The organism is Desulfofundulus salinus (assembly GCF_003627965.1).
In the GTDB taxonomy this organism is placed as follows: domain Bacteria; phylum Bacillota; class Desulfotomaculia; order Desulfotomaculales; family Desulfovirgulaceae; genus Desulfofundulus; species Desulfofundulus salinus.
In genome coordinates this window covers 2,782,717-2,806,218 of record NZ_RBWE01000001.1, presented here as the reverse complement: position 1 = coordinate 2,806,218, position 23,502 = coordinate 2,782,717, and the positions used below count along the sequence as shown (strand labels likewise).

General features: G+C 54.3%; 24 protein-coding genes and 1 other annotated feature. Of the genes, 23 read left to right on the top strand and 1 reads right to left on the bottom strand.

Translation table 11 applies throughout. From position 1 onward, the window contains the following. Positions 1-8 precede the first annotated feature (8 nt). Genes D7024_RS14130 through rsmI form a run of 3 tightly spaced genes read left to right on the top strand, consistent with a single transcriptional unit; the run spans position 9 to position 1,991 of the window. Positions 9-935, top strand: a complete 927-nt coding sequence (locus D7024_RS14130; protein ID WP_121452349.1) for a PSP1 domain-containing protein — start codon at positions 9-11, stop codon at positions 933-935. Beyond that, positions 844-1,131: an initiation control protein YabA gene (locus D7024_RS14125; protein ID WP_121452348.1), complete on the top strand. Its 288-nt coding sequence runs from the start codon at positions 844-846 to the stop codon at positions 1,129-1,131. The genes D7024_RS14130 and D7024_RS14125 overlap by 92 nt, the downstream gene beginning before the upstream one ends. Continuing rightward, positions 1,128-1,991, top strand: a complete 864-nt coding sequence (gene rsmI / locus D7024_RS14120) for a 16S rRNA (cytidine(1402)-2'-O)-methyltransferase (RefSeq protein WP_121452347.1) — start codon at positions 1,128-1,130, stop codon at positions 1,989-1,991. Before D7024_RS14125 ends, rsmI begins: the two co-directional genes overlap by 4 nt. Positions 1,992-2,062: 71 nt before the next feature. On the opposite strand, the gene D7024_RS14115 is transcribed toward rsmI, so the two are convergent. After that, complete coding sequence (locus D7024_RS14115) at positions 2,063-2,317, bottom strand: AbrB/MazE/SpoVT family DNA-binding domain-containing protein (protein ID WP_013821206.1); 255 nt, start codon at positions 2,315-2,317, stop codon at positions 2,063-2,065. 177 nt (positions 2,318-2,494) lie between these two features. Further along, positions 2,495-2,884 (top strand) — a binding site (T-box leader). Positions 2,885-2,928: 44 nt separating this feature from the next. Here D7024_RS14115 and metG point away from each other — a divergent pair. From metG to D7024_RS14015, 20 genes are all read left to right on the top strand, one after another. Beyond that, positions 2,929-4,491: a methionine--tRNA ligase gene (metG, locus tag D7024_RS14110; RefSeq protein WP_121452346.1), complete on the top strand. Its 1,563-nt coding sequence runs from the start codon at positions 2,929-2,931 to the stop codon at positions 4,489-4,491. Then, positions 4,488-5,273 (top strand): TatD family hydrolase, encoded by a 786-nt coding sequence (locus D7024_RS14105; protein ID WP_121452345.1) that lies wholly within the window; start codon positions 4,488-4,490, stop codon positions 5,271-5,273. The genes metG and D7024_RS14105 overlap by 4 nt, the downstream gene beginning before the upstream one ends. Positions 5,274-5,502: 229 nt before the next feature. After that, positions 5,503-6,036, top strand: coding sequence for a cob(I)yrinic acid a,c-diamide adenosyltransferase (gene cobO / locus D7024_RS14100; protein ID WP_121452344.1), 534 nt, complete (start codon positions 5,503-5,505; stop codon positions 6,034-6,036). A 152-nt stretch (positions 6,037-6,188) separates the two neighbouring features. Beyond that, a complete protein-coding gene (locus D7024_RS14095) occupies positions 6,189-7,274 on the top strand; it encodes a CobW family GTP-binding protein (protein ID WP_121452343.1) in 1,086 nt (361 codons plus the stop codon). A 133-nt stretch (positions 7,275-7,407) separates the two neighbouring features. Further along, the gene (locus tag D7024_RS14090; RefSeq protein ID WP_121452342.1) at positions 7,408-8,175 is read left to right on the top strand and encodes a helix-turn-helix domain-containing protein; all 768 of its coding nucleotides are present in this window, start codon (positions 7,408-7,410) and stop codon (positions 8,173-8,175) included. Positions 8,176-8,381: 206 nt separating this feature from the next. Continuing rightward, entirely contained in the window at positions 8,382-8,561 is a 180-nt protein-coding gene (locus tag D7024_RS14085) for a hypothetical protein (protein WP_125185662.1), read from the top strand. Positions 8,562-8,672: 111 nt separating this feature from the next. Continuing rightward, positions 8,673-9,356, top strand: a complete 684-nt coding sequence (locus D7024_RS14080) for a cobalamin B12-binding domain-containing protein (RefSeq protein WP_121452340.1) — start codon at positions 8,673-8,675, stop codon at positions 9,354-9,356. 341 nt (positions 9,357-9,697) lie between these two features. Continuing rightward, the gene (locus D7024_RS14075; RefSeq protein ID WP_121452339.1) at positions 9,698-10,714 is read left to right on the top strand and encodes an MtaA/CmuA family methyltransferase; all 1,017 of its coding nucleotides are present in this window, start codon (positions 9,698-9,700) and stop codon (positions 10,712-10,714) included. 264 nt (positions 10,715-10,978) lie between these two features. Continuing rightward, positions 10,979-12,352 (top strand): methanol--corrinoid protein co-methyltransferase MtaB, encoded by a 1,374-nt coding sequence (gene mtaB, locus D7024_RS14070; RefSeq protein ID WP_121452338.1) that lies wholly within the window; start codon positions 10,979-10,981, stop codon positions 12,350-12,352. Positions 12,353-12,404: 52 nt separating this feature from the next. Then, positions 12,405-13,148 carry a cobalamin B12-binding domain-containing protein gene (locus tag D7024_RS14065; protein WP_121452337.1) on the top strand — a complete coding sequence of 248 codons (744 nt, stop codon included), beginning with the start codon at positions 12,405-12,407 and terminating at the stop codon, positions 13,146-13,148. An 11-nt stretch (positions 13,149-13,159) separates the two neighbouring features. Beyond that, positions 13,160-14,125, top strand: coding sequence for a CobW family GTP-binding protein (locus D7024_RS14060; RefSeq protein WP_121452336.1), 966 nt, complete (start codon positions 13,160-13,162; stop codon positions 14,123-14,125). Between the two features lie 2 nt (positions 14,126-14,127). After that, complete coding sequence (locus D7024_RS14055; RefSeq protein ID WP_121452335.1) at positions 14,128-15,756, top strand: methylamine methyltransferase corrinoid protein reductive activase; 1,629 nt, start codon at positions 14,128-14,130, stop codon at positions 15,754-15,756. Between the two features lie 16 nt (positions 15,757-15,772). After that, on the top strand, positions 15,773-16,831 hold the full coding sequence (locus tag D7024_RS14050; protein WP_243113803.1) for a uroporphyrinogen decarboxylase family protein: 1,059 nt from the start codon (positions 15,773-15,775) through the stop codon (positions 16,829-16,831). A 401-nt stretch (positions 16,832-17,232) separates the two neighbouring features. Then, complete coding sequence (locus tag D7024_RS14045; RefSeq protein ID WP_121452333.1) at positions 17,233-17,898, top strand: corrinoid protein; 666 nt, start codon at positions 17,233-17,235, stop codon at positions 17,896-17,898. 18 nt (positions 17,899-17,916) lie between these two features. Continuing rightward, the gene (locus tag D7024_RS14040; protein ID WP_121452332.1) at positions 17,917-19,866 is read left to right on the top strand and encodes an ASKHA domain-containing protein; all 1,950 of its coding nucleotides are present in this window, start codon (positions 17,917-17,919) and stop codon (positions 19,864-19,866) included. Between the two features lie 14 nt (positions 19,867-19,880). Next, positions 19,881-20,816 (top strand): tetrahydromethanopterin S-methyltransferase subunit H family protein, encoded by a 936-nt coding sequence (locus tag D7024_RS14035; RefSeq protein ID WP_121452331.1) that lies wholly within the window; start codon positions 19,881-19,883, stop codon positions 20,814-20,816. Between the two features lie 46 nt (positions 20,817-20,862). After that, positions 20,863-21,258, top strand: a complete 396-nt coding sequence (locus D7024_RS14030; RefSeq protein WP_121452330.1) for a pyridoxamine 5'-phosphate oxidase family protein — start codon at positions 20,863-20,865, stop codon at positions 21,256-21,258. A gap of 14 nt (positions 21,259-21,272) precedes the next feature. After that, positions 21,273-22,325 carry an MtaA/CmuA family methyltransferase gene (locus D7024_RS14025; protein ID WP_121452329.1) on the top strand — a complete coding sequence of 351 codons (1,053 nt, stop codon included), beginning with the start codon at positions 21,273-21,275 and terminating at the stop codon, positions 22,323-22,325. Between the two features lie 77 nt (positions 22,326-22,402). Continuing rightward, positions 22,403-23,149 (top strand): 4Fe-4S double cluster binding domain-containing protein, encoded by a 747-nt coding sequence (locus tag D7024_RS14020; protein WP_121452328.1) that lies wholly within the window; start codon positions 22,403-22,405, stop codon positions 23,147-23,149. Beyond that, the gene (locus tag D7024_RS14015) at positions 23,137-23,451 is read left to right on the top strand and encodes a DUF6951 family protein (protein WP_121452327.1); all 315 of its coding nucleotides are present in this window, start codon (positions 23,137-23,139) and stop codon (positions 23,449-23,451) included. Before D7024_RS14020 ends, D7024_RS14015 begins: the two co-directional genes overlap by 13 nt. The last annotated feature ends 51 nt before the right edge of the window (positions 23,452-23,502 follow it).

Genomic DNA, 23,502 nt, shown 5'->3' with positions numbered 1-23,502 from the left:
GGAAAGACATGCCCTACCGGGTTGTAGGGGTCAGGTTCAGGCGGGCGGGTAAAATCTATTACTTTGACCCCGGGGAATACCAGCTTAATCCCGGCGATCTGGTTATTGTGGAAACGGCCCGCGGTATAGAAAACGGGCAGGTGGTGATCGGGCCCACTGAAGTACCGGACGAAGAGGTGGTGGCGCCTTTAAAAAAGGTCATTCGCCCGGTGACCGGAGAAGACCTGGAAAAGATCGCAGCAAACAAGAAAAAGGAAAAACGGGCTTTTCAGATCTGCCTTGAGAAGATTGCCGCCCACGGTTTACCCATGAAGCTGGTGGACGTGGAACAGACCTTTGACGGCAACAAGATCATCTTTTATTTTACCGCCGAGGGGCGGGTTGATTTTCGGGAACTGGTCAGGGATTTGGCAGCGGTTTTCCGCACTCGCATAGAGCTGCGGCAAATTGGGGTGCGGGATGAAGCCAAGATGATGGGCGGCCTGGGTTGCTGCGGACGGGAATTATGCTGCAGCACCTGGTTGTGCGACTTTGCCTCCGTTTCCATCCGCATGGCCAAGGACCAGAATCTTTCCCTGAATCCCACCAAGATTTCCGGTATTTGCGGGAGGTTGATGTGCTGTCTTAAGTATGAAAATGAGATTTACGAACAGGTTAAGGAGGAACATCCCGAAATTGGCGCCCGGGTGCTGACGCCCCATGGAGAGGGCAGGGTTACGGCCGTAAATATTTTTCGTAAAACCGTGATGGTGGAATTAAAGGAAACCAGGCTCAACAAGGAGTATTCTTTTAACGAGGTAATCACCAAGACGAGAGGTGACCAGTGTGCAAGCTCTGACCGCAATGATCAAGGAAATGGAAGCCAGGATCCAGGCACTCGGGAGCGACATGCAGAAAATCAAAAAACAGATCCGCCTTTTAATGGAGGAGAATGACAAGTTGCGGGAGGAGTTGGCCAGGGCCTACGGGCAGACCGGTGATAGCACCCCTGCCAGGGGAGGGCTGAAAAACCTGTGGGATCTCTACCAGCAGGGTTTTCATATTTGTAACGTACACTTTGGCCGCATCCGTACGACGGAATGCCTGTTTTGTGAGGCATTTTGGGATAGGGAGCGGGAGGGCGGAAGGTGAATCAACAGGGAATCCTCTTTCTCTGTGCCACACCCATTGGCAACCTGGAGGATATTACCCTGCGGGTCTTGCGGATATTGCGGGAAGTGGACCTGATTGCGGCCGAAGATACCCGGCACACCAGAAAGCTCCTGGCCCATTACGATATTCACACACCGATGGTCAGCTACCGCGAACACAACCGCCGACAAATGGGCCGGCATCTTTTAAACCTGCTTGCAGCCGGCCTGAAGGTAGCCCTGGTTTCCGATGCCGGCATGCCGGGTATATCCGACCCCGGGGAGGAACTGGTTTCCCTGGCCATAGGTCGGGGCATTCCGGTGGTGCCCCTGCCCGGGCCCAACGCGGCCCTGACGGCCCTGGTGGCCTCTGGTCTGCCCACCTCTTCTTTTTGTTTTGAGGGTTTCCTTCCGACAGCGGCCGGCGCCCGGCGCCGCAAGCTGGAGGAGTTAAAAGGAGAGAGGCGGACCATTATTTTTTACGAAGCCCCCCACCGTCTTTTGGAAAGCCTTTCTGATATGGTGGATATTTGGGGAGAGCGGCAGATTGCCGTTGCCCGGGAGCTGACCAAAAAATATGAAGAAATCTGGCGGGGTACGTTACCCCAGGCGGTGGAACACTTTCGCCTCCAATCTCCCCGGGGTGAGTTTACCCTGGTGGTGGCCGGCGCCCGGGAAGGGGAGGTATCGGATACACGGGATGAATCCTGGTTAGGGCTTTCACTGAAGGAGCACGTTGCCCTGCTCCAGGCCCGGGGCATGGATAAAAAGGAAGCCATCCGGGAGGTGGCCCGGCAACGGGGAATACCCCGGCGGGAAGTTTATAACCAGGTGGTTCGGGACAGTGGTGCAAATTCTTAAGGGCCGGTTGGTAATCAGAACCCCTTCCCACCCGGCCCTTCACCATGATCTTAAGGTTATGTATGATTCCTCTACATGGCCTTGGCGTTTTCAAACATTTCCACGGCACAGTTCCGGCACACCAGCTTGCCGCGGTAAAGCTGTACTTCTGCCGCGTTGCCGCAGAAGACGCAGCCGGGCTCGTATTTCTTGAGGATGATCTTTTCGTTGTCTACGTAGATCTCCAGGGCGTCCTTCTCATCAATCCCCAGAGTCCGCCGCAGTTCGATGGGAATAACCACCCTGCCCAGCTCGTCCACCTTTCTAACAACACCCGTCGACTTCAAAGTCTTTCCCTCCCCTTAAAATTTACATAGATCGACAATAAACTATTTTATCATGCAAGTAAATGGTACCAAGTGTCCCAGTAAAAGTCAATAGGTTTTGGTTTTTTTGTATAAAATTCTCGCTGCAAGGGAAAACTTGACAAGTCAAGGCTTTTTTAAATACAATCTAGGTATTGGGAACAAGTGATGAAGGGGAAGAGTAGAGCTGCCAGTACCCGTACAGAGAGCGGGGGTCAGGTGAAAGCCCGCCGGGGAAGACAGTTTGAACATGGCCCCGGAGCTGCCCGCTGAACGCCCTTAAGGCCCAAAGGGGCACACTTTTTCAGTGAAGGGTTTTAAGAGCGTGATTTAGCTCGAAAGCGAGCGACTTGAGCCAAGCGGCAGCTAAATCACGCTTGTCGAATAACTCAGTGAAGGGTCAGTAGGTGGGGCCGGGTTGAGCACCCGTTATCCATGCTTGCAGTATCGCCGCAAAGGTTTTGCCCTTGTGGCCGTACTGGCCGAGGCCCCGGACCGTGAGGCCGGGGTGAATCTGGGTGGTACCACGGAAAGATCTCCGTCCCGGTAAACTGGGCGGAGTTTTTTTATGGCGGCAAAGGAGGGATCTGTTTTTGCGCAAAACGTTTTACATCACTACGCCAATTTATTATCCCAGCGACAACCTGCATATCGGCCATGCCTACACCACCGTGGCCGCCGATGCCATGGCCCGGTTCAAACGCCTCACCGGTTACGACGTCTGGTTTTTAACCGGCTCCGACGAGCACGGCCAGAAAATTGAGCGCACCGCCCGGGCAAAAGGTATGACTCCCCAGGAATATGTGGACAGGATTGTGGCCGGGTTCAAGCACCTGTGGAAAAAATTGGACATCAGCTATGACGACTTCATCCGCACCACCGAGGAAAGGCACAAGCGGGTGGTCCAGGCCATTTTCCAGAAGCTTTACGACCAGGGGGACATTTACAAGGCCAGCTACGAGGGCTGGTACTGCACTCCCTGCGAAACCTTCTGGACGGAAAGCCGGCTGGAGGAGGGCAACTGCCCGGACTGCGGCCGGCCGGTGGAGCTGGTGCGGGAGGAGAGTTACTTCTTCCGCCTGTCCAGGTATGCCGACCGGCTGCTGCAGTACATCGAGGAAAATCCCCATTTCATCCAGCCCGTCTCCCGGCGCAACGAAATGATCAGCTTTATCAAAAGCGGTCTGGAAGATTTGTGCGTTTCCCGCACCACCTTCGACTGGGGCATCCCGGTGCCCTTCGATCCCAGGCACGTGATCTACGTCTGGGTGGACGCCCTGACCAACTACATCTCGGCCCTGGGCTACGGCAGCGAGGACGACAGCCTTTTCCGCAAGTTCTGGCCGGCCGACGTCCACCTGGTGGGAAAGGACATCGTACGCTTCCACAGCATCATCTGGCCCATTATCCTTATGGCCGCCGGCATTGAGCTGCCCCGGCAGGTAGTGGGACACGGGTGGCTCCTGCTGGAGAGCGGGAAGATGAGCAAATCCAAGGGCAACGTGGTGGATCCCCTGGTCCTGATTGACAGGTACGGGGTGGATGCCATCCGCTACTACCTGCTCCGGGAGATGCCCTTTGGTGCCGACGCCTATTACTCCGAGGAATCCCTGGTGCAGCGCATTAACATCGACCTGGCCAACGACCTGGGCAACCTGGTCAGCCGCACCCTGGGTATGATTGAAAAGTATTCCGGCGGCGTGCTGCCACAGCCCGGGCCGGCGGAAGGCGTGGACCGGGAACTAATTGAACTGGCCGAACAAACCCCTGCAGCGGTGGAGGAGCTGATAGACCGCCGGGAGCTGTCCAGCGCCCTGGGCGCCATCTGGAAACTGGTCAACCGGGCCAATAAGTACGTCGACGAAACGGAGCCCTGGGTTTTGAACCGGGATCCCGCCCGCCGGGAACGCCTGAACACCGTGCTCTACAACCTGGCGGAAAGCGTGCGCTTTATCGGCGTGTTGATCACCGCCTTTATGCCCAACACTCCCGGCCGGATCTGGTCCCAGCTGGGCATTGCCGACCAACCCGGGCTCCATACCTGGGAGTCCTTGAGCTGGGGGCGCCTGCCGGCGGGAATAAAGGTGCGGCGGGGCGAAGCCCTCTTCCCGCGCATTGATCTGAAGACCCTGGAAAAGGACAGGGGGTTAGCATGATTCACCTGATTGACAGCCACGCCCACCTGGACGACCGCAAATTTGAGGCCGACCGGGAAGAAATGCTGGACCGGGCCCAAAAGGCCGGCGTGGTGCAGATAATCAATGCCGGTTACGACCTGCCTTCCTCCGCCCGGTCCATATCTCTGGCCGCAAAATATCCCTTTGTATTTGCCGCCGTGGGCATCCATCCTCACGATGCCGGGGGGGTTCCGGAGGATTACCTGGTCCGGCTGCGGGAAATGAGCCGCCGGCGGGGTGTGGTGGCCATCGGGGAAATCGGCCTGGACTATTACCGGGACTTGAGCCCGCGGGACGTGCAGCAAAGGGTTTTCCGGGAGCAGCTGGCCCTGGCCCGGGAACTGGGCCTGCCGGTGATCATCCACGACCGGGACGCCCACGGGGACATTTTGGACATCCTGCGCAGGGACGGTGTGGGGCCGGCCGGGGGAGTAATGCATTGTTTTGCCGGCAGCTGGGAAATGGCCAGGGAATGTATGGCCATGGGCTTTTACATCTCCTTTGCCGGGCCGGTGACCTATCCCAATGCCCGCCGGCCCAAAGAGGTGGCCGCACGGGTACCCCTGGAGCGCCTGCTGGTGGAAACCGACGCTCCTTACCTCACCCCCCAGGCCCGGCGGGGAAATCGCAACGAGCCGGCCTATGTGCGCTATGTGGCGGAGGAAATAGCCGCCTTAAAGGGCGTGACCCTGGAGGAGCTGGCCCGGGCGACCACGGCGAATGCCCGGTGCCTGTTCGGGCTGCCCGGAGCCGGCGCTTAAGCCGGCGGCGCCTGAAAGCCGCCTGCCCGTGACATTCCGCCTTCACAGCTCCGGGAAGCTCCGGTCCGATGGGAGTAAGTGTGGATATCTTTCGGGGATCCCGGGGAGTGTACGAAAACAACGCCGTTGGTTAAAGCGAAAATAGAGGATGTTAACAGTTTGTCCCAAAATCAAACGTAAAGAGGGGATACATTGCGGTTGTAGACTTTACCTGGGGGGAGAGGGAAAAATGAGTGAAACAAAGGGGCTGATCCTGGTTTTCACCGGCAACGGCAAGGGTAAAACCACCGCCGCCCTGGGCATGGGCCTGCGGGCCTGGGGCCAGGGGATGAAGGTGCTGGTGCTGCAGTTTATTAAGGGTGGGTGGAAATACGGTGAATTGAATGCTCCCGCCCGGCTGGGTCCCGGCTTTGAAATCCGCCAGCTGGGGGAAGGATTTACCCGGGTGGGCAACGGTAAAAGCCTGGAGGAACACCGGGCGGCAGCCCGGGCTGCCCTTAATGAGGCAGAAAAGGAAGTAGCGGCGGGGAACTTTGACCTGATTATCCTGGATGAAATCCTGTACGCCCTGAAGTTCGGGCTCATTAGCCTCGATGAAGTACTCGCCCTGCTGGACAAAAAGCCACCCCGGCTGCACATAGTGCTTACTGGCCGGGACGCTCCCCCGGAAATTATTGACCGGGCGGACCTGGTCACGGAAATGAAGGAAATCAAGCACCATTATCAAAAGGGGATTAGAGCCCAGCGGGGGATCGAGTTTTAGTTTCTCTTGCACCCACCCCATTAAGGCGGTGGGTTTTCTTTTGATCGCTGGTGAAAAAATTGACGGTTTGCGGAAAATGCTTTACAGGTAGGAAGATTTTAAAGTAAAATAAAAAGCAAACTTTGTTACCGTGAAAACAAGGTGCGTTGACCATGATCGTGAATATAGTTACAGGCTACCTTGGCAGTGGGAAAACCACCCTCATCCAGCATCTGGTGAGACAACTGGCCCTCCGGGAACGGGTGGCTGTTTTAGTAGGGGAGTTTGGAGAGGTAGGTATTGACGGTGCCCTTTTGGCCCAGGATGCACCTGATGTGCTGGAATTGGGCTGTGAATGCATTTACTGCACCTTAAGCGCCGATCTGGCCAGACAAATTCCCTATGTGGCAGGTTTCCTCTCGCCGGACAGGTTGATCATAGAATACCCCGGTGTTGCCGCCGTTCAGGGGTTGCTGGCGGCGGCAAAGGTAATGGGCCTGCATTTAATGGACCACTGCTTCAGCATCATTCACGTTATTGACGCCTGTTCCTTTGACGAACTCTACGCCCGGTCCCCGCTTTTTGCCGAATCCCAAATTTGCCGGGCCAGTGTGCTGGTGTTGAACAAGTGTGACCTGGTCCCGGAGGAAAAAGTGCAATCGTTGACGAAAAAAATCAAGGAGCTTAATCCCCGGGCCCGGTTTGTTTCAACGCACCAAGGGCAGGTAAGCCCGGCGGATTTACAAGTGGCCTCTCAAACCGGCTTTTCCTCCCCCAGGGAGAGGAAGGTTTGCCAGAGGCCCCAGAGTGCCGTGGATATTCCCAGCTACTATAGTTTCTCGCGCAAATTTCAGGGCACTTTTTCCAGGATACAGCTCGCCAGGTTGTTTGAAAACCTATCCCGGTCAAGTATTGGCGAGGTGGTACGGGCCAAGGGCATCTTTTGCTGCGAAGAAGGATGGGTGCGCCTGGATTTTCTCCCTTCAGGCGTTTCCCTTGAGCCTGTAACGGGCCGCTTTCATGAGAGCAAGGTGCTGGTAATTGGTTCTACCCTGGCCGCCGGTAAGCTTACCGCCGCCCTTCTGGATTGCCTGCACAAGGAGCCGCAAGGTTTCTATGAAGATGGTGGTGACCGGCGGCGCAGGGTTTCCCGTCCGGCCGGCTTAAACCGCCGGCGTTCCCCGGCTTGCACTGCATCGGGCGATTATGCCGGCTCCCCCTTCCGGTTGGGCCATGATAAAAAGGAATTGAGCTCGTAAAAAATCCCCCGCGGGGGGTTTTTTTCTCCAGTTATGAAGGCCTGCTTGAATCTCCAGGCGGCCTGTGCTATGATTTCGATCAAAGTCGCCGGTGGGAAGTCGTAGATTTTAGCGGGATGAAAGGGTGGACGGTATGAGTTTAGGGCAAAAAATCAGGGACTTTCGCAAGGAAAGGGGCATTACGCTGACCGAACTGGCCAACCAGTTAAAAATATCCCCTTCTTACCTCAGTGCGGTGGAAAGGGAAATCCGCAAGCCGTCCATCCCCATGTTAAAGAGGATCAGCGAAGCTCTCAATGTTTCAGTTAGTTACCTGGTAGGTAATACCGACGATACGGTCACCGGGGAAAAACTGCGCTTTATGCGGGAAAGCCGCGGCCTTTCCATCCAGGACCTGGCCGAAATCAGTGAACTGCCTGCATCCGTGCTGGAAAAGTTTGAAAACGGGCAGGCTACCCCGGATTTAGAGGATTTGAAGAAACTTTCCGAGGCCTTGAATGTAACCCTTCGCTATTTTCTTGATCAGACGGATCGCCCCGATAGCCTGGGCTACCGCTTGCGCAAGTTGCGGCAAAAGCAAGGATTGACAGTGGCCGCCCTGGCCGAGAAAGCGGGAGTTTCCCCGGGTTTGTTAAGCCAGATTGAAAACGGACAAACCACCCCTCTGCTGGATACCCTTGAAAAGATTGCCAGGGTGCTCAATACCTCAGTCAGTTACTTTCTGATGAAACAGGAGGACGTAGAGGACCTCCTGGCTACATTGAATTCCGATATTTTAGAAACCCTGGGAGATCCTAACGTTCAGGCAGTTTTGCGGGCAGTGCGGGATTTTGACGCCAGTGAAATAAAATATATTCTTAATTTCATCCAGTTTTTTAAACAAAACCGTCACCTGCTCTGATGCTGTTCGCCGGGAAACCTTTCAAGGGTAAAATAGGACGGTTCATGGATTAGCTGTTGTCAGTTCCAGGTTTCCCCTTTAGGATAAGAATTAAAAGGTCCGGAGGTGGGGGTGGGTGCTGGAGCCGGAACGGGAATTGCACGAACTGGAATTGCATTTATTTGTCTTTCCACCATGATGACCACCACCCTGGCCGAATGAAAAGAGTGATCAATGAACTGCGGGAACGCAACCCGCGGGTAAAAATCATGGTCGGGGGCGCCCCTTTAAGCGATTGTATAGCCAGGCGCTGGGGAGCCAGCGGCTATGCCCCCAACGCCCACCAGGCTTTAAAAAAGGCAGTGGAAATTATGCTTTCGGTGAAGAACAGCTGTCATGAGTCATAGCGACGCCGGGGAATTACCCTGATGGATCGCCAATGATTTCAAAATATTCTGGTTACGCCGGTTCCTTATAGCCCTGGTGTTGAAAATCTTCAGGAGGGGGGTAGATAGCGCGTGCTTTGTTCGCAAAAGGAGAGAGAACTTCTCAACCGCTTGCGGGAAGCGGTAATTGGTTTCGATGAGGAGGCTGTGGTGGAGACGGCTAAGGAATGCATAGAAGTGGGGATGGATGCCACCAGGGCCATTTTTGAAGGGCTGGTGCCGGGAATTGAAGAGGTGGGCCGTCTTTATGAAGAAGAGATATATTTTATCCCCGAAATGCTTTTATGTGCCGACGCCCTCTACCGGGGCCTGGCGTTGCTGCGGGAGCACGTGGTAAAAAAAGACGTGGGCGTCAGGGGAAGGGTGCTCATCGGGGTGGTGGAAGGGGATATCCATGACATCGGTAAGAACATCGTGAAGATGATGTTTGAGGCTTCCTGTTTCGAGGTTTATGATCTGGGACGGGACGTGCCCGTGGAGACTTTTATCCGGGAGTACAGACGGCTAAAACCCGACCTGGTTTGTCTTTCGGCCATGATGACCACCACCATGCTCAAAATGAAGCCCATTATTGCCAGGCTGAAAGAGGAAAATCCGCAGGTGCGGATTATGGTGGGCGGGGCGCCCGTAACGGAACAAGTAGCTGCCCGCTGGGGAGCCCACGGTTACGCTCCCAATGCCTCCCGGGCTTTAAAGGCAGCCATCGACCTGATGGTGGCGGTGAGGAACCACCTTGCCGGGTGTACCGCGGGATGAGCTTGGGGGCTGCAAAAGCATCTTCGCCCCATAAATGGCTGGCCGTTCGAAAAAGAAATGCCTGGCAACCGTTGGGGGCTGAATATTGACCTTTTGCCGGGTATTGATTGCAATTGATGGCAGGAAAATTTACATTCAGCGCCGGGCCTGGTAAAATAGCGCAAAGGTTTCCTTTTGTACGGAGTTTAGCCAAAGAGCATTTCTTTTGAACATTCATGAACTCCCGTTTTTGATGGCTAGCCGGCCAAAAGGAGGGAGATGCCACCTTTCTACTACATTTTTATAATCTAAATAGTTTAAACAGGAATGTCAATTACTATAAAAGAAAGGGGTATAAATATATGACAGGTCGCGAAAGAGTACTAAAAGCCCTGGCGGGTGAAGAAACAGATCGCCTGCCCGTGTTATCCGTTAATCAAACGGCTACCTATGAACAAATGGAGGAGTTAAATGTCTACTGGCCGGAGGCAAATTTTCGGGCTCAGGAAATGGCCAGGCTTGCTTCCGGGGCTCATACCATCCTGGGTTTTGACGCGGTGCGAGTCCCGTTTTGTCAGACTGTTGAAGCGGAAGCCCTGGGATGTCCAATTAAGGACGGGGGAAGGAATAATTTGCCAAGCCCTGCAGATTACCCGTATAAACCGGGCGATCGGCCTACAATGCCGGAAGATTACCTCCAAAGGGGAAGAATTCCGGAATTAATCCGGGCCTTGAAACTTTTAAAAGAAATGGTAGGAGATCAGGCTCTGGTCATCGGCGGAATTATCGGGCCGTATAGTATCGCGGGAAGTCTTATCGGTGCAACCGATTTGTTACGGAGTAGTTTTAAGAAGCCCCATCTGGTCGAGCCGTTTATGGAGATCGGGGAACTTGCGGGACGACTCCTGGCGCGGGAATTAATTAAAGCTGGGGCCGATGCTATCTGCATAGAAGACATGATGGCCTCGCTGGATATGATCAGCCCTAAAATCTACCGGGATATTGTCCTGCCCTGGCAAAAGAAACTCCTTGCCGAACTCCAGGATATTCCCACGATTATCCACATCTGCGGCAAGCTGGACGATGTTATCGAAGATATCGCCGGCCTGGGTGTAACAGCAATAAGCGTCGAAACTAAAGTTGATGCCCCGAAAGCAGTTGAAAAGTTAAAGAAATTTGGCCGCCATATCTCACTTATTGGAGGAGTAGACGCTGCCCACACTTTGTTTTCAGGGAATGTAGATAAGGTTAAAGGGGAAGTAAGAAAAGCTATTGCGGACGGGTACAGTATGATTGCCCCCGGTTGTTCCATCCCTCCAGCAACTCCCACTGCTTGCCTGCGGGCAATGGTAGATGAAGTTATTGGTTATAGCCAATAATGAAAGTAAAAACTTGTTTGTTGAAGAACAACGCGGTTTTTTAAATATTAAATATTTTAAATATTACAAAATAAGGAGGTCGTTGCTGGGGCAAAGCAGGGGCCTTAAAAAATCTGAAAGCTGTGGGCGGCACTTTTAAAGTACTTAAAAAGGAGAATGGGTTTAAAGGTTTAGAAAACTGGTTTCTTCTGAAAGTATCTAACCTGTGAATGCGCATTAAAATCCACCCAAATTATTTGGTTAACAAAAAGAGGAGGTTTGACCATGGCTAAGTATACTTCCATGGCTTATCAGAGCGCGGACGAAATGGTTTTCGGAACGGCAAAGTACCCGGTTAAATACGGGCGCGACTTTGAAGTCGGAGGCGGTTTGGTTTATCCGGAACTTGTTCCCCATCCCCGGCCTGGTTCCGAAGAAACAAAAAAGACCCTGGTGCGGGAATACGAAAAGATGGTTAACGATGTTTTAGAGCGCTGTGTTCAACTGGGTTTCCCCGGGATCCAGATTGAACTGGAACATGTTTACCAGATGACCAGGAATCCAGACTGGGGCGGGGAAATCGCTGCCGCAACCAAGCGCCTGATGGATGACTATTACCAAAAGTACGGCTTGAAGAGTGCGATCAGGGCCACGATTGCCGACTACCGCAAGCCTGACGAGGAGAATATGCGGGACAGCGATGCCCTGAAAAACATCCTGGCTACCTTCGAGGCTAGCGCAGCTGCCGGAGCCGACAACCTTTCCATTGAGTCGATGGGAGGGAAAGAAATCACTGACTACGCAATTGTTCGCCAGGACATCAAGGGTGTCCTTTTCGGAATCGGCGTGCTGGGCAGCCGCGACGTAGAATTTCTCTGGAAGAAAATTGTCGAAATTGCCAATAAACATGGAGTTACCCCCGGCGGAGATACAGACTGTTCCCAGGCCAACGTAGCCATGTTTATGGCCGGCGGGTACCTGGATAAATCCGTACCGCATACTTTTGCGGCCATTTGCCGGGCCATAGCCGCGGCCCGCACGCTGGTGGCCTACGAGCAGGGGGCAAAGGGGCCGACCAAGGACTGCGGTTATGAGGATCCCATCATCAAGGCAATTGCGGGAATCCCGATCTCCATGGAAGGGAAAACCTGCGCCTGCGCCCACTCCGACCTGCTGGGCAACCTGGTGGCAGCCGTTTGCGACCTCTGGAGCAACGAGGCCGTGGAGTACCACGATATGTTCGGTGGAACCACGGCGGCGGTCTTCACGGAAATTCTGGGCTACGACGTTGCCCTGATGAATACGGCGGTCAAAATGGGTAAGGCAAAGGATTTAAGGGACATGATGATTAATTCGGACAAGTACCGGGATACGCACGGGTTTATCCTTTCGCCGGACAATGCTTACGAGATTGGAAAGGCCATTGTCAGCAATTCCGAATCCTATTACAGCCGCGCCCGGGCGGCAGCCATTAAGGCCGCCGAACTGATGCGCGGAGACAGTAAGCTGCTTTTGTCGGACTTTGAAAAGGAAGTTCTTGAGTCTACCTACAAAGCGCTTCTCTCCCTGCCTGATAAGGAAGAAGACTTTATTGCCGAATGCATTCCGGTTTACCAGAAGCAGGTTAAGGGCTTCAAACCATCCAATTACGGCCTGTAATGTTTTGAGCTACCACTAATCTCCCAATTTAAAAATGTAAGGAGGAAATGAAATGTACTTCCTCGATGATTATTCCGGAATTTTTGTGCGCTACGACCTGAAGCGTGAACGGGGCGAGGCCAAGGCCGTAGCCGTTGAGGATGAAGCTTTGCAACAGGTTATCCAGTGCGTTGTTGACGGTGATACGGATAACATCGGTGAGGTAGTCAGGAAGGCGCTGGAAACCAAGGATCCCATGGAGGTCATTAATGCCCTGGTAAAAGGTATGAACGAAGTCAGCCGGCTGTGGGACGAGGGAGTGTATTATTTACCGCAGGCGATTCTTTCCTCCGATGCCATGCTTGAAGGCATAGAAATATGTGAAGAAAAAATGGGTAAAGCCATGGTGAAGAAAGGCGTCATCATTACGCACACAGCCGAAGGAGATATTCACGACCTGGGTCAGAAAATTGTCAATGCCCTGTTGCGCGCCAACGGGTACGAGGTGATCGACCTGGGCAAGGATGTGCCTGTTGACGAAGTTGTAGCAGCGGTAAAACAATACAAGCCCGCCATGCTGACCGGCACTGCGCTGATGACCACCACCATGACCGCTTTTGAAAGAATATCCAAGCGCCTGACCCGCGAAGGAATCAGCCTGCCCTTTGTCTGCGGCGGCGGGGCCGTTTCGGAGGAATACGTGACCAGCTTTGACCTGGGAATCTGGGGCAAAGATGCTTCCCAGGCACCGCTGATGGCTGCCGATGCTGTATCCGGTAAGGACTGGCGGCAACTGCGCGAAAAATGGAATGGATAGGGTGATCGGTCTTGCTGGTTGATATCGTTAACGGTTTCCTGGGCAGCGGCAAAACCACCTTTATTCAGAACCTGGTCAAAAAGCTGGTTCCACTCGAACGGATCGTCATCCTGGTGAACGACTTCGGTGAAGTAGGTATTGACGGGGCATTGCTTGCTCAAGATGATCTGGACGTGGTGGAACTGGCCAGCGGTTGTATCTGCTGCAGCCTGGCAGCCGATTTGGGCAGGCAATTGCTCGATATCGCAACCAAAGTCAGGCCCGACCGGGTGATTGTTGAGCCGACAGGTGTGGCCACAATCCAGGGATTGCTCTCCGTCATCGGCAGCCTGCGTCTGGAAAAGTATATTGAGGCGGTAAAAGTGATCCTTCTCATTGATGCGGCCGAATTTAAGGATTTCCACGCTGGCTACCGTACTTTTGTGGAATCCCAAATTTCCCTGGCCGACATCGTTATCATCAATAAATGCGATCTGGTTTCCGCCGCTGAAGCCCGGGAGATCCGGAAAACGATATCAACAGTCAACCGGCGGGCAACCGTTGTGGAAACTACTTTTGGACAGGTCGCCCTGGAGCAAATGGGTGCCCCACCTACTCCGGGGGACCTGCCTGGTGGTGGCGGAGACGAATGTCTCCGCCACCACCACCATCACCACCATGAAAAACGGCTCCCGACCTACCAGAGCTTTTCCCGGGAATACGAAGGAGTTTTTGATTTAAAGAGCCTCCAAAACTATTTTCAAAGTTTGAACAGCTTGCCCCAGGGTAAAGTCGTACGTGCAAAGGGTATCTTCCGGTGCCCGGAAGGGTGGTACCGGATCGATTTTGTCCCGGCGACCGGTACGAAGACAATTCCCGTGACGTATAATTTTGACAACAGCAAGGTATTAATCATCGGCCTGGATTTGAATCATTTGCCGCTTGCCGGAAATCTGGAAAAGTGCCGGGTGAATCCTGCCGGGAGAACGGGGGTATAAAAATGTCTTACGGAATTGCTCTTGACCTGGGAACCAGCGGCTTTCGGGGGCAGGCCATCGAACTTGACAGCGGCGACGTGCTGGCTACCGTAATCACTTCTCGCCATCCCGTACCGGGTGCAAACGTCATGGATCACCTGAACTTTGCCGTTGATTTTGGGCTGGAGATCGCCCACAACCTGGTTGTCTCGGCTGTCAACCAGATTATCGAATGCCTGGGGGTTCCTTTAGAGAAAGTTACCAGACTGGCAGTTTGCGGAAATCCCATTCAATTATCCCTGTTTGAAGAAATCGAAATTCGCGACCTGGCCTACGCCGGCGAACGCAAGAAAAGGGCACTGGGTGTGATTCCCCCCAGCCGGGACGCCAAGCTCCTCCCGGCAAACCAGATCCGCGGGTTGGCTTTGCTCCCGGAGGCAGAGGTATATATTCCGCCGGCGGTCAGACACGAGATCGGTGCGGACGCCCTGGCCATGATGATTTTTTCAGGCCTTCTGGACAGGTCAGAGATCACCCTGGTGACCGACTACGGGACCAATGCGGAAATGGCCCTCAAAGTGGGCGATGAAATCTTCACGGGATCTTGTGCCGCCGGACCAGCTCTGGAAGGACAGCACATCAACTACGGAATGCTGGCGGCGCCGGGAGCAATTTCCGACGTCTGCGCCGAAGGCCCGGGCCACCGCTCATACGTTTTGGATGAAAACCTTATACCGCAAGCGGGCGACCTGAACGATCTTGCCCGGGGTACCGTCCTGGAAAAGGGATCCCTGAACGCAACCGGGATTACGGGCACAGGTGTTGTGGCGCTAATTTACGAAGGACTGCGGGCCAGCCTCATCCGCCTTCCCGAAATCAAAGTCAGCAACGGCTTCCTTCACCTGGCTAACGGAGTTACCTTCAGCAAGCGCGATCTGGAGGAGGCCGGAAAAGCAATCGGCGCTCTGCGGGCCGGCTACCTGACGCTGGCCAAAGAAGCGGGGATTGCGGTGAAAGATATCCAATGTGCGTACATGGCCGGGGCCTCAGGAACTTACGTAGATGCCTTTAAGGCCCACCAGATTGGCATGGTTCCCCCGGCCGTAAAAAAGATTTACCAGATCGGCAATACTTCTCTTGCCTTAGCCAGACAGCTGGTCCGGCAACCTGCGTTGCTGTCCGAACTACAAGACCTGGCGGGGAAGTTAAGGGCCCGGCACTGCATGTTCGGGATGTCGAAAGACTTTGCCAACGCCTACCTGTTAGAGCTATCTTTCTGGGGAGAAGGAATGCCCTGGGAGCAATACTGGAAACTGGCGAAGTCCTTTAAATTACCCGAGCTTCCGTTGCCGGAAGGAGCTCCTGAAATCCACCGGATAATGTCCCGAGATATTGAAGTGCTCGGTCAACGGGGGCTTCACGTGATCGAGCAAGTCGGCAATGTATACCACTCATTTTTCCCCGGTTGCCAGTTGTGCGGGTTTTGCGTGGAAGAGTGCCCGGAAAAGGCCCTGGACACATCGGAAACCAACGAAGACAGGGGCGGCTTGTTTTGCCTGAGAGCCGACCGCTGCAATGGAACCGCCTGCCTGCGCTGTGAACGAGTTTGTCCAGAAAAAGTTTTTTCTCTAAAGAAATTCCTGGGCCGCTGAAGGAGGACGGGTGACCATGAAGGCAAAAGAGCGCATCCTGGGGCTATTAGAAGGCAGGCAGGCCGATCGCGTGGCCTGCTTCAGCGGGATGGGCACAGTTTGGGGGCAGGCCCTTAAGGAATATGGCTACCATTTCGCCGAGGTTCACCACGCACCCGACAAATTGGCTCAGGTGGCTGTATTTCCCGCACAGGCGTATGAGTATGAATGTGCGGTGATCCCCTTTGACATATGCATAGAGGCAGAAACCCTGGGGTGTGAAGTCAATTTTTATCCCGGGCACAAGAAGGTTCTTTATCCGAAAATCGTTCGCCAGGTTATTTCCACAGAAAACGATCTCTCTTTGCCGGTTCCCGATCGGGTAGGCGACAGGGCCCGTGTTCCCATTGTTACCGAGGCCATCCAGCGGGTAAAAGAACTGGCCGGCGATAAGGTACCTGTCGGATCATATGTGATGGGACCCTATACCCTGGCCGGGCAGGTTATGGACATAAACATGCTCCTGCGGCTAACCATCCGCAAACCGGAAAAAATCATGGATTTACTTTCCAGGCTGACGGAATTAATTCTCAAGCTATGTGCCTGCTACGAAGAAGCAGGCGTGGATTACCTTACCGTGCGGGAAATGAGCGCTACCACAGACATTTTACCCCCCCAGATTTTTACCAAAATGATTAAACCTCACTTAAAAAACATCATGGCCAATATACGGGTGCCAAAGATTCTCCACATCTGCGGCAATTCGCTGCCGGTTATTCACGAAATGCTGGATTGCGGAGCAAATGCCATCAGCGTCGAAAATAAAAACGGCCTGGCGGAAACAAGGGCGCGGGCCGGGCCAGAACCACTTATCTTCGGTAACCTTGATGGTTACGGGGTTTTGGTTAATGGAACTCCGCAGGACGTGGAAGCAGAGGTGGTTCGGTGCCTCGTGGAAGGTTCTGACGGTCTCTGGCCCAGTTGTGAAATCTCCCTTGAGGCTCCAGAAGAAAACCTGATCGCCATGATCAAAGCGACCAAAAACAATGGGGATAAATTATGGTTTAGAGCGAAACTTCGTCAGGGTAACAGTTAATAAACACCATCATCTGGCACAGAATTTACTTATCCCACACCAAGCATGTCAAGACCCAGTTAACTATCGGGATTAGATCAATGTTACAATATAACGACGCAAACCAGCGCAAACATGTTTTCCATTCAACAGCAACTGATCACCAAATTGCCTGCTTAACAGGATTTCGTAGGGTTTTGTGCTACCCTGCATGACATACTTTATGGCCATCTTCTCCATTCATCGGCTGAAATAAGCAATTCGCTAAGCTTTTTCCCCCATTAGGGAAAGAAAACTTCCGCTGGAAGGGGGGTGTAATTTAGAATTTTATCAGGGAGAAGCGGTTGTTTTTTGTTTTAGGTTTAGTAGGAGAGCAAATATCATCAACGCCTTAATCAAAATTAATGAAAGGAGTATGTGAAATGACACCGGAGAGGGAAAAAGAAATTCTGGAGAGGCTGGCCGAGGCCGTGCTGAATTATGATGAGGACGCTGTGCGCCAGCTTGCTCAGGAGGCATTAGATGAAGGCATGGACGCAAATAAAGCCGTTTTTGACGGTATGGTAGAAGGAATGAAGAAGGCCGGTGACCTGTATGAACAACAGGAATACTTTGTCCCCGAGCTTCTCATGTGCGCCGATGCTATGTACGCCGGTCTGGAAATACTCCGCCCCCATATGCAGGCAAAGAAGGATGATAGTAAAGTTAAAGGCCAGGTGGTCATGGGAGTAGTGCAGGGAGACGTACACGATATCGGCAAAAACCTGGTGAAGATCATGTTTGAGGCAGCCGGTTTTGAGGTGCACGACCTGGGTAAAGACGTGCCTTTAGAAAAGTTTGTGGAGGAACAACTGAGAACTGATTCGGAGATTGTTGCCCTCTCGGCCATGATGACCACCACCATGGTGGGCATGAAAGATATTATTAAAGCTATTAAGGAGAAGAACCCCAAGGCCAGGATTATGATTGGCGGCGCTCCGGTAACCGATGAGATTGCCGACCGTTTTGGCGCGGACGGTTATGCCAAAGATGCCAGCAACGCCCTGAAGGAAGCCATAAACATGATCGCTTCTTTGAGAGAGTTGTAGAGGGAGGATGAAGCAAAAGTGCAGCACCAGGTAATCTTTCAGCCTTCCGGCCGCCGGGGAATGGTGGAGCGCGGCATCACCCTGCTGGAAGCGGCCAGGGAACTGGGTGTGGACATTGAAAACCTCTGTGGCGGCGCCAAGGTCTGCGGCAAATGCAAGGTAAAAATCGAAGAGGGTTTTTTTGAAAAATTCGGCATCGACTCCAGCATGGCTCATCTTTCCCCACTCCAGGAGGAAGAAAGGGATTGCCTTACCGAAGCGGAACTGGCGGACAACTACCGCCTGGCCTGCTGCTGCGAAGTGCTGGGCGATGTGCTGGTCTTCGTGCCTGAAGAAAGCCGGGGAGCCAAGCAGGTGGTGCTGGAAACCGGCAAGGAACGGAAATTTAACCTGAACCCCGCCGTGCGCAAATATTATGTGGAAATGCCGGAAGCCACCCTGGAGGACCACCGGGGTGATTTCGAGCGCCTGCGGGAAGCCCTCCACGAGCAGCACGGCCTGCCGGCGGACCTGGAAATCGACTACTTTGTGCTGCGGGACCTGCCCAATGTGGTCCGGGAAGGCCAGTGGAAGGTGACGGCGACCGTTTGGAACAACAGTGAAATTATCCGGGTGGAGCCCGGAATGAAGGATACCCTGGTCGGCCTGGCGGTGGACATCGGTACCACCACGGTGGCCGCCTACCTCTGCGATTTGCGCACCGGCCAGGTGCTGGTGGTTGACTCCATGATGAACCCCCAGGTGCGCTACGGCGAAGATGTGCTCTCCCGGATTACCTATTCCATGATGAATGAAGACGGCCTGGAGAAAATGCACCAGGCCATTATCGAAGGGCTGAACACCCTGGCCCAGCGCATGACCGAAAAGGTCGGCCTTTTGCCCACCGATATCGTAGATATGACCCTGGTCTTTAACACCGCCATGCAGCATATCGCCCTCTGTATTGATCCCAAATTCCTCGGCCGTTCCCCCTTTGCACCGGGAACCAAGCAATCAAGGAACATCAAGGCCCGGGACCTGGGTGTTAACATCTGCCGCGCTGCCATTATCCATACCCTTCCCGTGGAATCGGGCTTTGTCGGTCCGGACAACGTGGCCGTGCTCATTGCCGAGGAACCTTACCGGGAACCGGAGAAAATCCGCCTCATCATTGACATCGGTACCAACGGTGAGATCGATCTGGGCAACGAAAGGCGCCTGCTCTGCACTTCCTGCGCCACCGGCCCGGCCCTGGAAGGGGCCCAGATCAAGTTCGGCATGCGTGCCGCACCGGGAGCCATTGAAAAGATACGCATCAACCCCGAAACCCTGGAGGTTTCTTACAAGGTCATCGGACAGGAGCAGTGGTACCCGGAAATTCAAAAAACTGAGGCCAAAGGCATTTGTGGTTCCGGGATTATCGATATGGTGGCTCAGCTGTTCCGTTCCGGCGTCATTGATCGCTCCGGCCGGTTTAACATGAAGATCAATCACCCCCGGGTCCGCCGCGGTGCCGACGGTAAACCGGAGTTTGTGGTGGCCTGGGCCGAGGAAACGGCCATCGGCAAGGATATCACCTTTACCCAGGGGGACGTGCGCGCAGTGCAGCTGGCCAAGGCGGCCCTTTATGTGGGTGCCAAATACCTGATGGAGAAGCTGGGCGTGGATAAGGTGGACAGCGTAACCCTGGCCGGTGCCTTTGGCAGTTACATCGACCGGGAAAGCGCCATGGTCATCGGCATGTTCCCGGACTGTGATCTGGAAAACGTGCAGGCCGTGGGCAACGCTGCCGGGGACGGTGCCAAGCTGGCCCTTCTGGACGTGGGCAAGCGGGAAGAGGCGGCCTGGATTGCCCGGCGTGTGGAATTTGTGGAGACGGCCATTGAGCCGGACTTTCAGACCCGCTTTGCCGCCGCCATGGCGTTACCGCACTCAACGGATAAATTCCCGCACATCCAGCACATTCTGGATGCCATTCCCAAACGCTAAAGGAGGATTGTTTCATGTTTAAACTGAGCCGTCCCCAGCGGGTGTGCCGTATCGGCCGGTGGAATATCGGGGGGCAGCCCGGGGAAAACCCGCCCCTTTTGATTTCCTCCATGTTTCACAATGGTGATAGAATTCTGGAGTCCCGCAAGGAAAGGAAATTCGACCGGGAAAAGGCAAAAGAATATGTTAAACGGCAGGAAGAACTTTCGGCCCAAACGGGGGTGCCGGCCCTGGTGGCCATGGTGGCCACTTCTCTGGACGAGATGAAGACCTACATTGACTTTTTCCTGAGCATCAGCGATCAGCCCTTCGGGATCGACATGTGGGTGGAAAAAACCCGGCTGGAAGTGGCTGAATACATTGCTCAGCTGGGCATCCAGGACCGGGTGCTGTACAACAGCATCACCCCCTGGGATAAGGACATCCCCGGCCAGGTGGCCCGCTTGAAGGAGCTGGGCATCAAGCACGTGGTGGTGCAGGCCTTCAACCAGGAGGACCAGACCCCCAAAGGACGGGTAAGCGGGTTGAGAAAGATGCTGGACATAATTGGCGAGGATACCTTTGAAACCATCCTGGTGGATACTGCGGTGATGAACCTGCCCTCCACCTCCTTCTCCTGCATTGCCGCCCGGATGGTCAAGGAAGAGTTCGGCTGGCCCGCCGGGGTGGCTTCCTCCAACGGCACCTACATGTGGAAGGCGGCCCGGGAAATGTGGGGTAGCGACGGCTTTAACGCCATGAATGCCGCCGGCCAGGCCATTGCCGCACTGCTCTGGAGCGATCTGCTGTTCACCGGCCCCATCGTCAACATTCCGAAAATTATCCCTGCCATCACCACCGCCAGTCTGATGCTGGCAACCCTGGTTTACGACGAGACGGGTAAATTGCCGTCCAACCAGGAGCACCCCCTGTACAAATTCTTTGCAGACTTTGTGAAACAGCTGCAGTGATCAGGTTGTACCGGGTGCCGAATGTCAAAAAAGGAGGAAATCGGTTATGCCTAAAATTACTGAAGAAATGAGGAATATGGTTGAAAAGGAGCAGTGTTTTATTGTTACCGCCGATAAAACGGGGCAGCCTTCTGCTGCCCCCAAGGGCTCCATGCTGGTGCTTGATGAGCAAACGATGGCCTACGGGGAACTGGTAGGCAAACAGACCTACCGCAACTTGCTGGAAAATCCGAAGGTGGCGGTAGTGGTTACCGACCGCCAGGCGTTGAAAGGCTACCGGTTCATGGGCCGGGCTGAGCTGCTCTCCGAAGGGACACTTTATGACCGTTTTGCCGAAAAGTTTGCTCAAATGGGCCTGCCCAGGCCGAAGGCAGCGGTCAAAATTATCGTGGAAGAAATTTACGATTTGTCAGTGCGCAACCCGGGTGAAAAAATCAGTTAAGGAGTGATTTTTCTATGTCCATGACTCCGCGGGAAAGAGTGTTGGGCTTGTTTGAAGGAAGAGAAGTGGACCGCATGGCCTGTTACAGTGGTATGGGCAATGTGACCACGGCAGGCCTGGAACAGCTGGGCTACAAGTTTGCCGAAGTGCACACGGATCCGGTAAAAATGGCCAATTCGGCGGCCACTTCCTACAAGCTGTTTGGTTATGAGTGTGCCGTCGTTCCCTATGATCTGTGCGTGGAAGCGGAGGCCCTGGGCTGCGTCATGAACGCCTATGAGGACGTGGCGCACCTTTTATATCCGACCATTAAGGAGAAGCTGATCCACTCCCCGGATGAAATAACCGGGGTGACCATTCCGGACAATATAGCCGAGCGGGGTCGTTTCCCTCTGGTGATGGAGGCCATTTCCCTGCTCAAAAAAGACATTGGCGATGAAGTGGCCATCGGTTCCTGGCTGTTAGGTCCCTTTACCCTGGCCGGCCAGTTGATGGACTTGAACGACCTGTTCAAGCTGGTCTTTAAAAAACCCAATGAAGTGAATATTTTACTGGACAGGCTGGCCGACCTGATCATCACCATGGCCGCCAGATACCGGGAGGCCGGGGCGGACTATATCACCATCCGGGAAATGGGCGCTCCCACTGACGTGCTCAGCCCGCGGAGCTTCCGCCAGGTCATTAAACCGCATCTGGAGAAGATCTTTAAAAACATTCCGTCGCCGAAAATCCTGCACATCTGCGGGGATACCAACCTGATTATCGGATTGATGAACGAGTGCGGTGCCGACGCCATCAGCGTGGAGACGAAAAACGACCTGGCCAAGACCCGGGCCACCATTGGTCCTGAACCGCTGCTCTTCGGCCATGTGGACGGCTACAATGTGCTCTGCAACGGTACTCCGGAAGACGTGGAGAAAGCCGTCCTGGCCAGTATCGAAGGGGGAGTGGACGCCGTCTGGCCTTCCTGCGACATCTGGCCCACCGCCCCCCTGGAGAACCTGCGCACCATGGTGGACACCGTCAAAAAATACGGTTCGGAAAAGTGGGCACGCAAGAACAGGTAACAAACACCCTTAAACCGGGGCGAGGGAAAACCACAGCGTTTCCCTTGCCCCACCTGGAATGAATGGAGGCTTTCAGGATGGCCATGGAAAGGGCACTAAAACATTCCCTGACTTCCTTTGAAATAAAAAGATACTTGCTGGAACTGGGGGCAACCCTGGTGGGTTTTGGCGATGTGAGCCGGGGCCTGGCCGGGGAACTACGGCACCTGCCGGTAGCCATTTCCCTGGCCATCCGGCATCCTTCTCCCGAGAGAAACTTGATCCATACGACCCGGGGGCCTGTTTATTCCAACCGTTATGAACAGGTAGATTTAATGCTGGAACAACTCCAAAAACGGGTGGTTAACCTGTTAAAAAGCCATGGATTTAAATGCCTGGCCATACCTCCCGATTCCCACCGGCATGATACCAGGTTTGTAGCCCGCCTGTACCCCCTCTTTCCCCACAAGACGGCGGCCACCTGCGCCGGCCTGGGCTGGATCGGTAAGAACGGCCTTCTGGTGAACGAAACCTACGGCCCCCGCTTGAGCTGGGCTACGGTGCTGACCAACGCTCCTCTGGAGGTCTGCGCTACCCCCTATGTTTCCGGCCGCTGCGGCAAATGCCGCCGCTGTGTTGAAGCCTGCCCTGCGGGAGCCATTACTGACCGGGAGTGGGTGCGGGATGAAGGGCTGGTGCCCCATATCGATGTGGAGGCCTGCCGACGTCAGCTGGAGAAAAACCGGCAGCAGGTGGGGGAGGATATTTGCGGCCTCTGTATTCTGGCCTGCCCACGGGGTAAAACGCAGTTGAAAGAATTGAGGGATGGCCGGTGGCGAAGGTAGAAATCTTTGGCGGTATCTGCGGTTTTAATACCATTGTTTCGGCCACAGCGGAACAAAGGCGTATGGTGGAGCTGAAGGTGGAAAGCGAATGTCCCAACTGGCAAAAGGTGCAGGAGCAATTGAAAAAGGTCGACGCGTATAAGGAATTGTTCGGCAAGCTGCATGAGGGGGAGATCTACCGCCTTTCTTCGCCGTTTATTCCCCACCCGGCCTGCCCGGTGCCTGCGGGCATTATGAAGGCCGTCGAGGTGGCCGCCGGGCTGGCCCTGCCCGGAGACTGCCTGATCAAGGTAAGCGGTTAGCGCTGCCCAGGCGCCGGTCTGCTCCAGTAACAGACTCTCACCCGTTGCCAT

Excerpts from the sequence above, each read along its gene's own strand:
- D7024_RS14075 (WP_121452339.1), top strand. The coding sequence starts at position 9,698 with ATGACAGGTCGCGAAAGAGTACTAAAAGCCCTGGCGGGTGAAGAAACA.
- D7024_RS14125 (WP_121452348.1), top strand. The coding sequence starts at position 844 with ATGATCAAGGAAATGGAAGCCAGGATCCAGGCACTCGGGAGCGACATG.
- D7024_RS14055 (WP_121452335.1), top strand. The coding sequence starts at position 14,128 with ATGTCTTACGGAATTGCTCTTGACCTGGGAACCAGCGGCTTTCGGGGG.
- cobO (WP_121452344.1), top strand. The coding sequence starts at position 5,503 with ATGAGTGAAACAAAGGGGCTGATCCTGGTTTTCACCGGCAACGGCAAG.
- D7024_RS14045 (WP_121452333.1), top strand. The coding sequence starts at position 17,233 with ATGACACCGGAGAGGGAAAAAGAAATTCTGGAGAGGCTGGCCGAGGCC.
- D7024_RS14050 (WP_243113803.1), top strand. The coding sequence starts at position 15,773 with ATGAAGGCAAAAGAGCGCATCCTGGGGCTATTAGAAGGCAGGCAGGCC.
- D7024_RS14105 (WP_121452345.1), top strand. The coding sequence starts at position 4,488 with ATGATTCACCTGATTGACAGCCACGCCCACCTGGACGACCGCAAATTT.
- D7024_RS14025 (WP_121452329.1), top strand. The coding sequence starts at position 21,273 with ATGTCCATGACTCCGCGGGAAAGAGTGTTGGGCTTGTTTGAAGGAAGA.
- D7024_RS14130 (WP_121452349.1), top strand. The coding sequence starts at position 9 with ATGCCCTACCGGGTTGTAGGGGTCAGGTTCAGGCGGGCGGGTAAAATC.
- D7024_RS14035 (WP_121452331.1), top strand. The coding sequence starts at position 19,881 with ATGTTTAAACTGAGCCGTCCCCAGCGGGTGTGCCGTATCGGCCGGTGG.
- D7024_RS14090 (WP_121452342.1), top strand. The coding sequence starts at position 7,408 with ATGAGTTTAGGGCAAAAAATCAGGGACTTTCGCAAGGAAAGGGGCATT.
- D7024_RS14020 (WP_121452328.1), top strand. The coding sequence starts at position 22,403 with ATGGCCATGGAAAGGGCACTAAAACATTCCCTGACTTCCTTTGAAATA.
- D7024_RS14030 (WP_121452330.1), top strand. The coding sequence starts at position 20,863 with ATGCCTAAAATTACTGAAGAAATGAGGAATATGGTTGAAAAGGAGCAG.
- D7024_RS14095 (WP_121452343.1), top strand. The coding sequence starts at position 6,189 with ATGATCGTGAATATAGTTACAGGCTACCTTGGCAGTGGGAAAACCACC.
- mtaB (WP_121452338.1), top strand. The coding sequence starts at position 10,979 with ATGGCTAAGTATACTTCCATGGCTTATCAGAGCGCGGACGAAATGGTT.
- D7024_RS14065 (WP_121452337.1), top strand. The coding sequence starts at position 12,405 with ATGTACTTCCTCGATGATTATTCCGGAATTTTTGTGCGCTACGACCTG.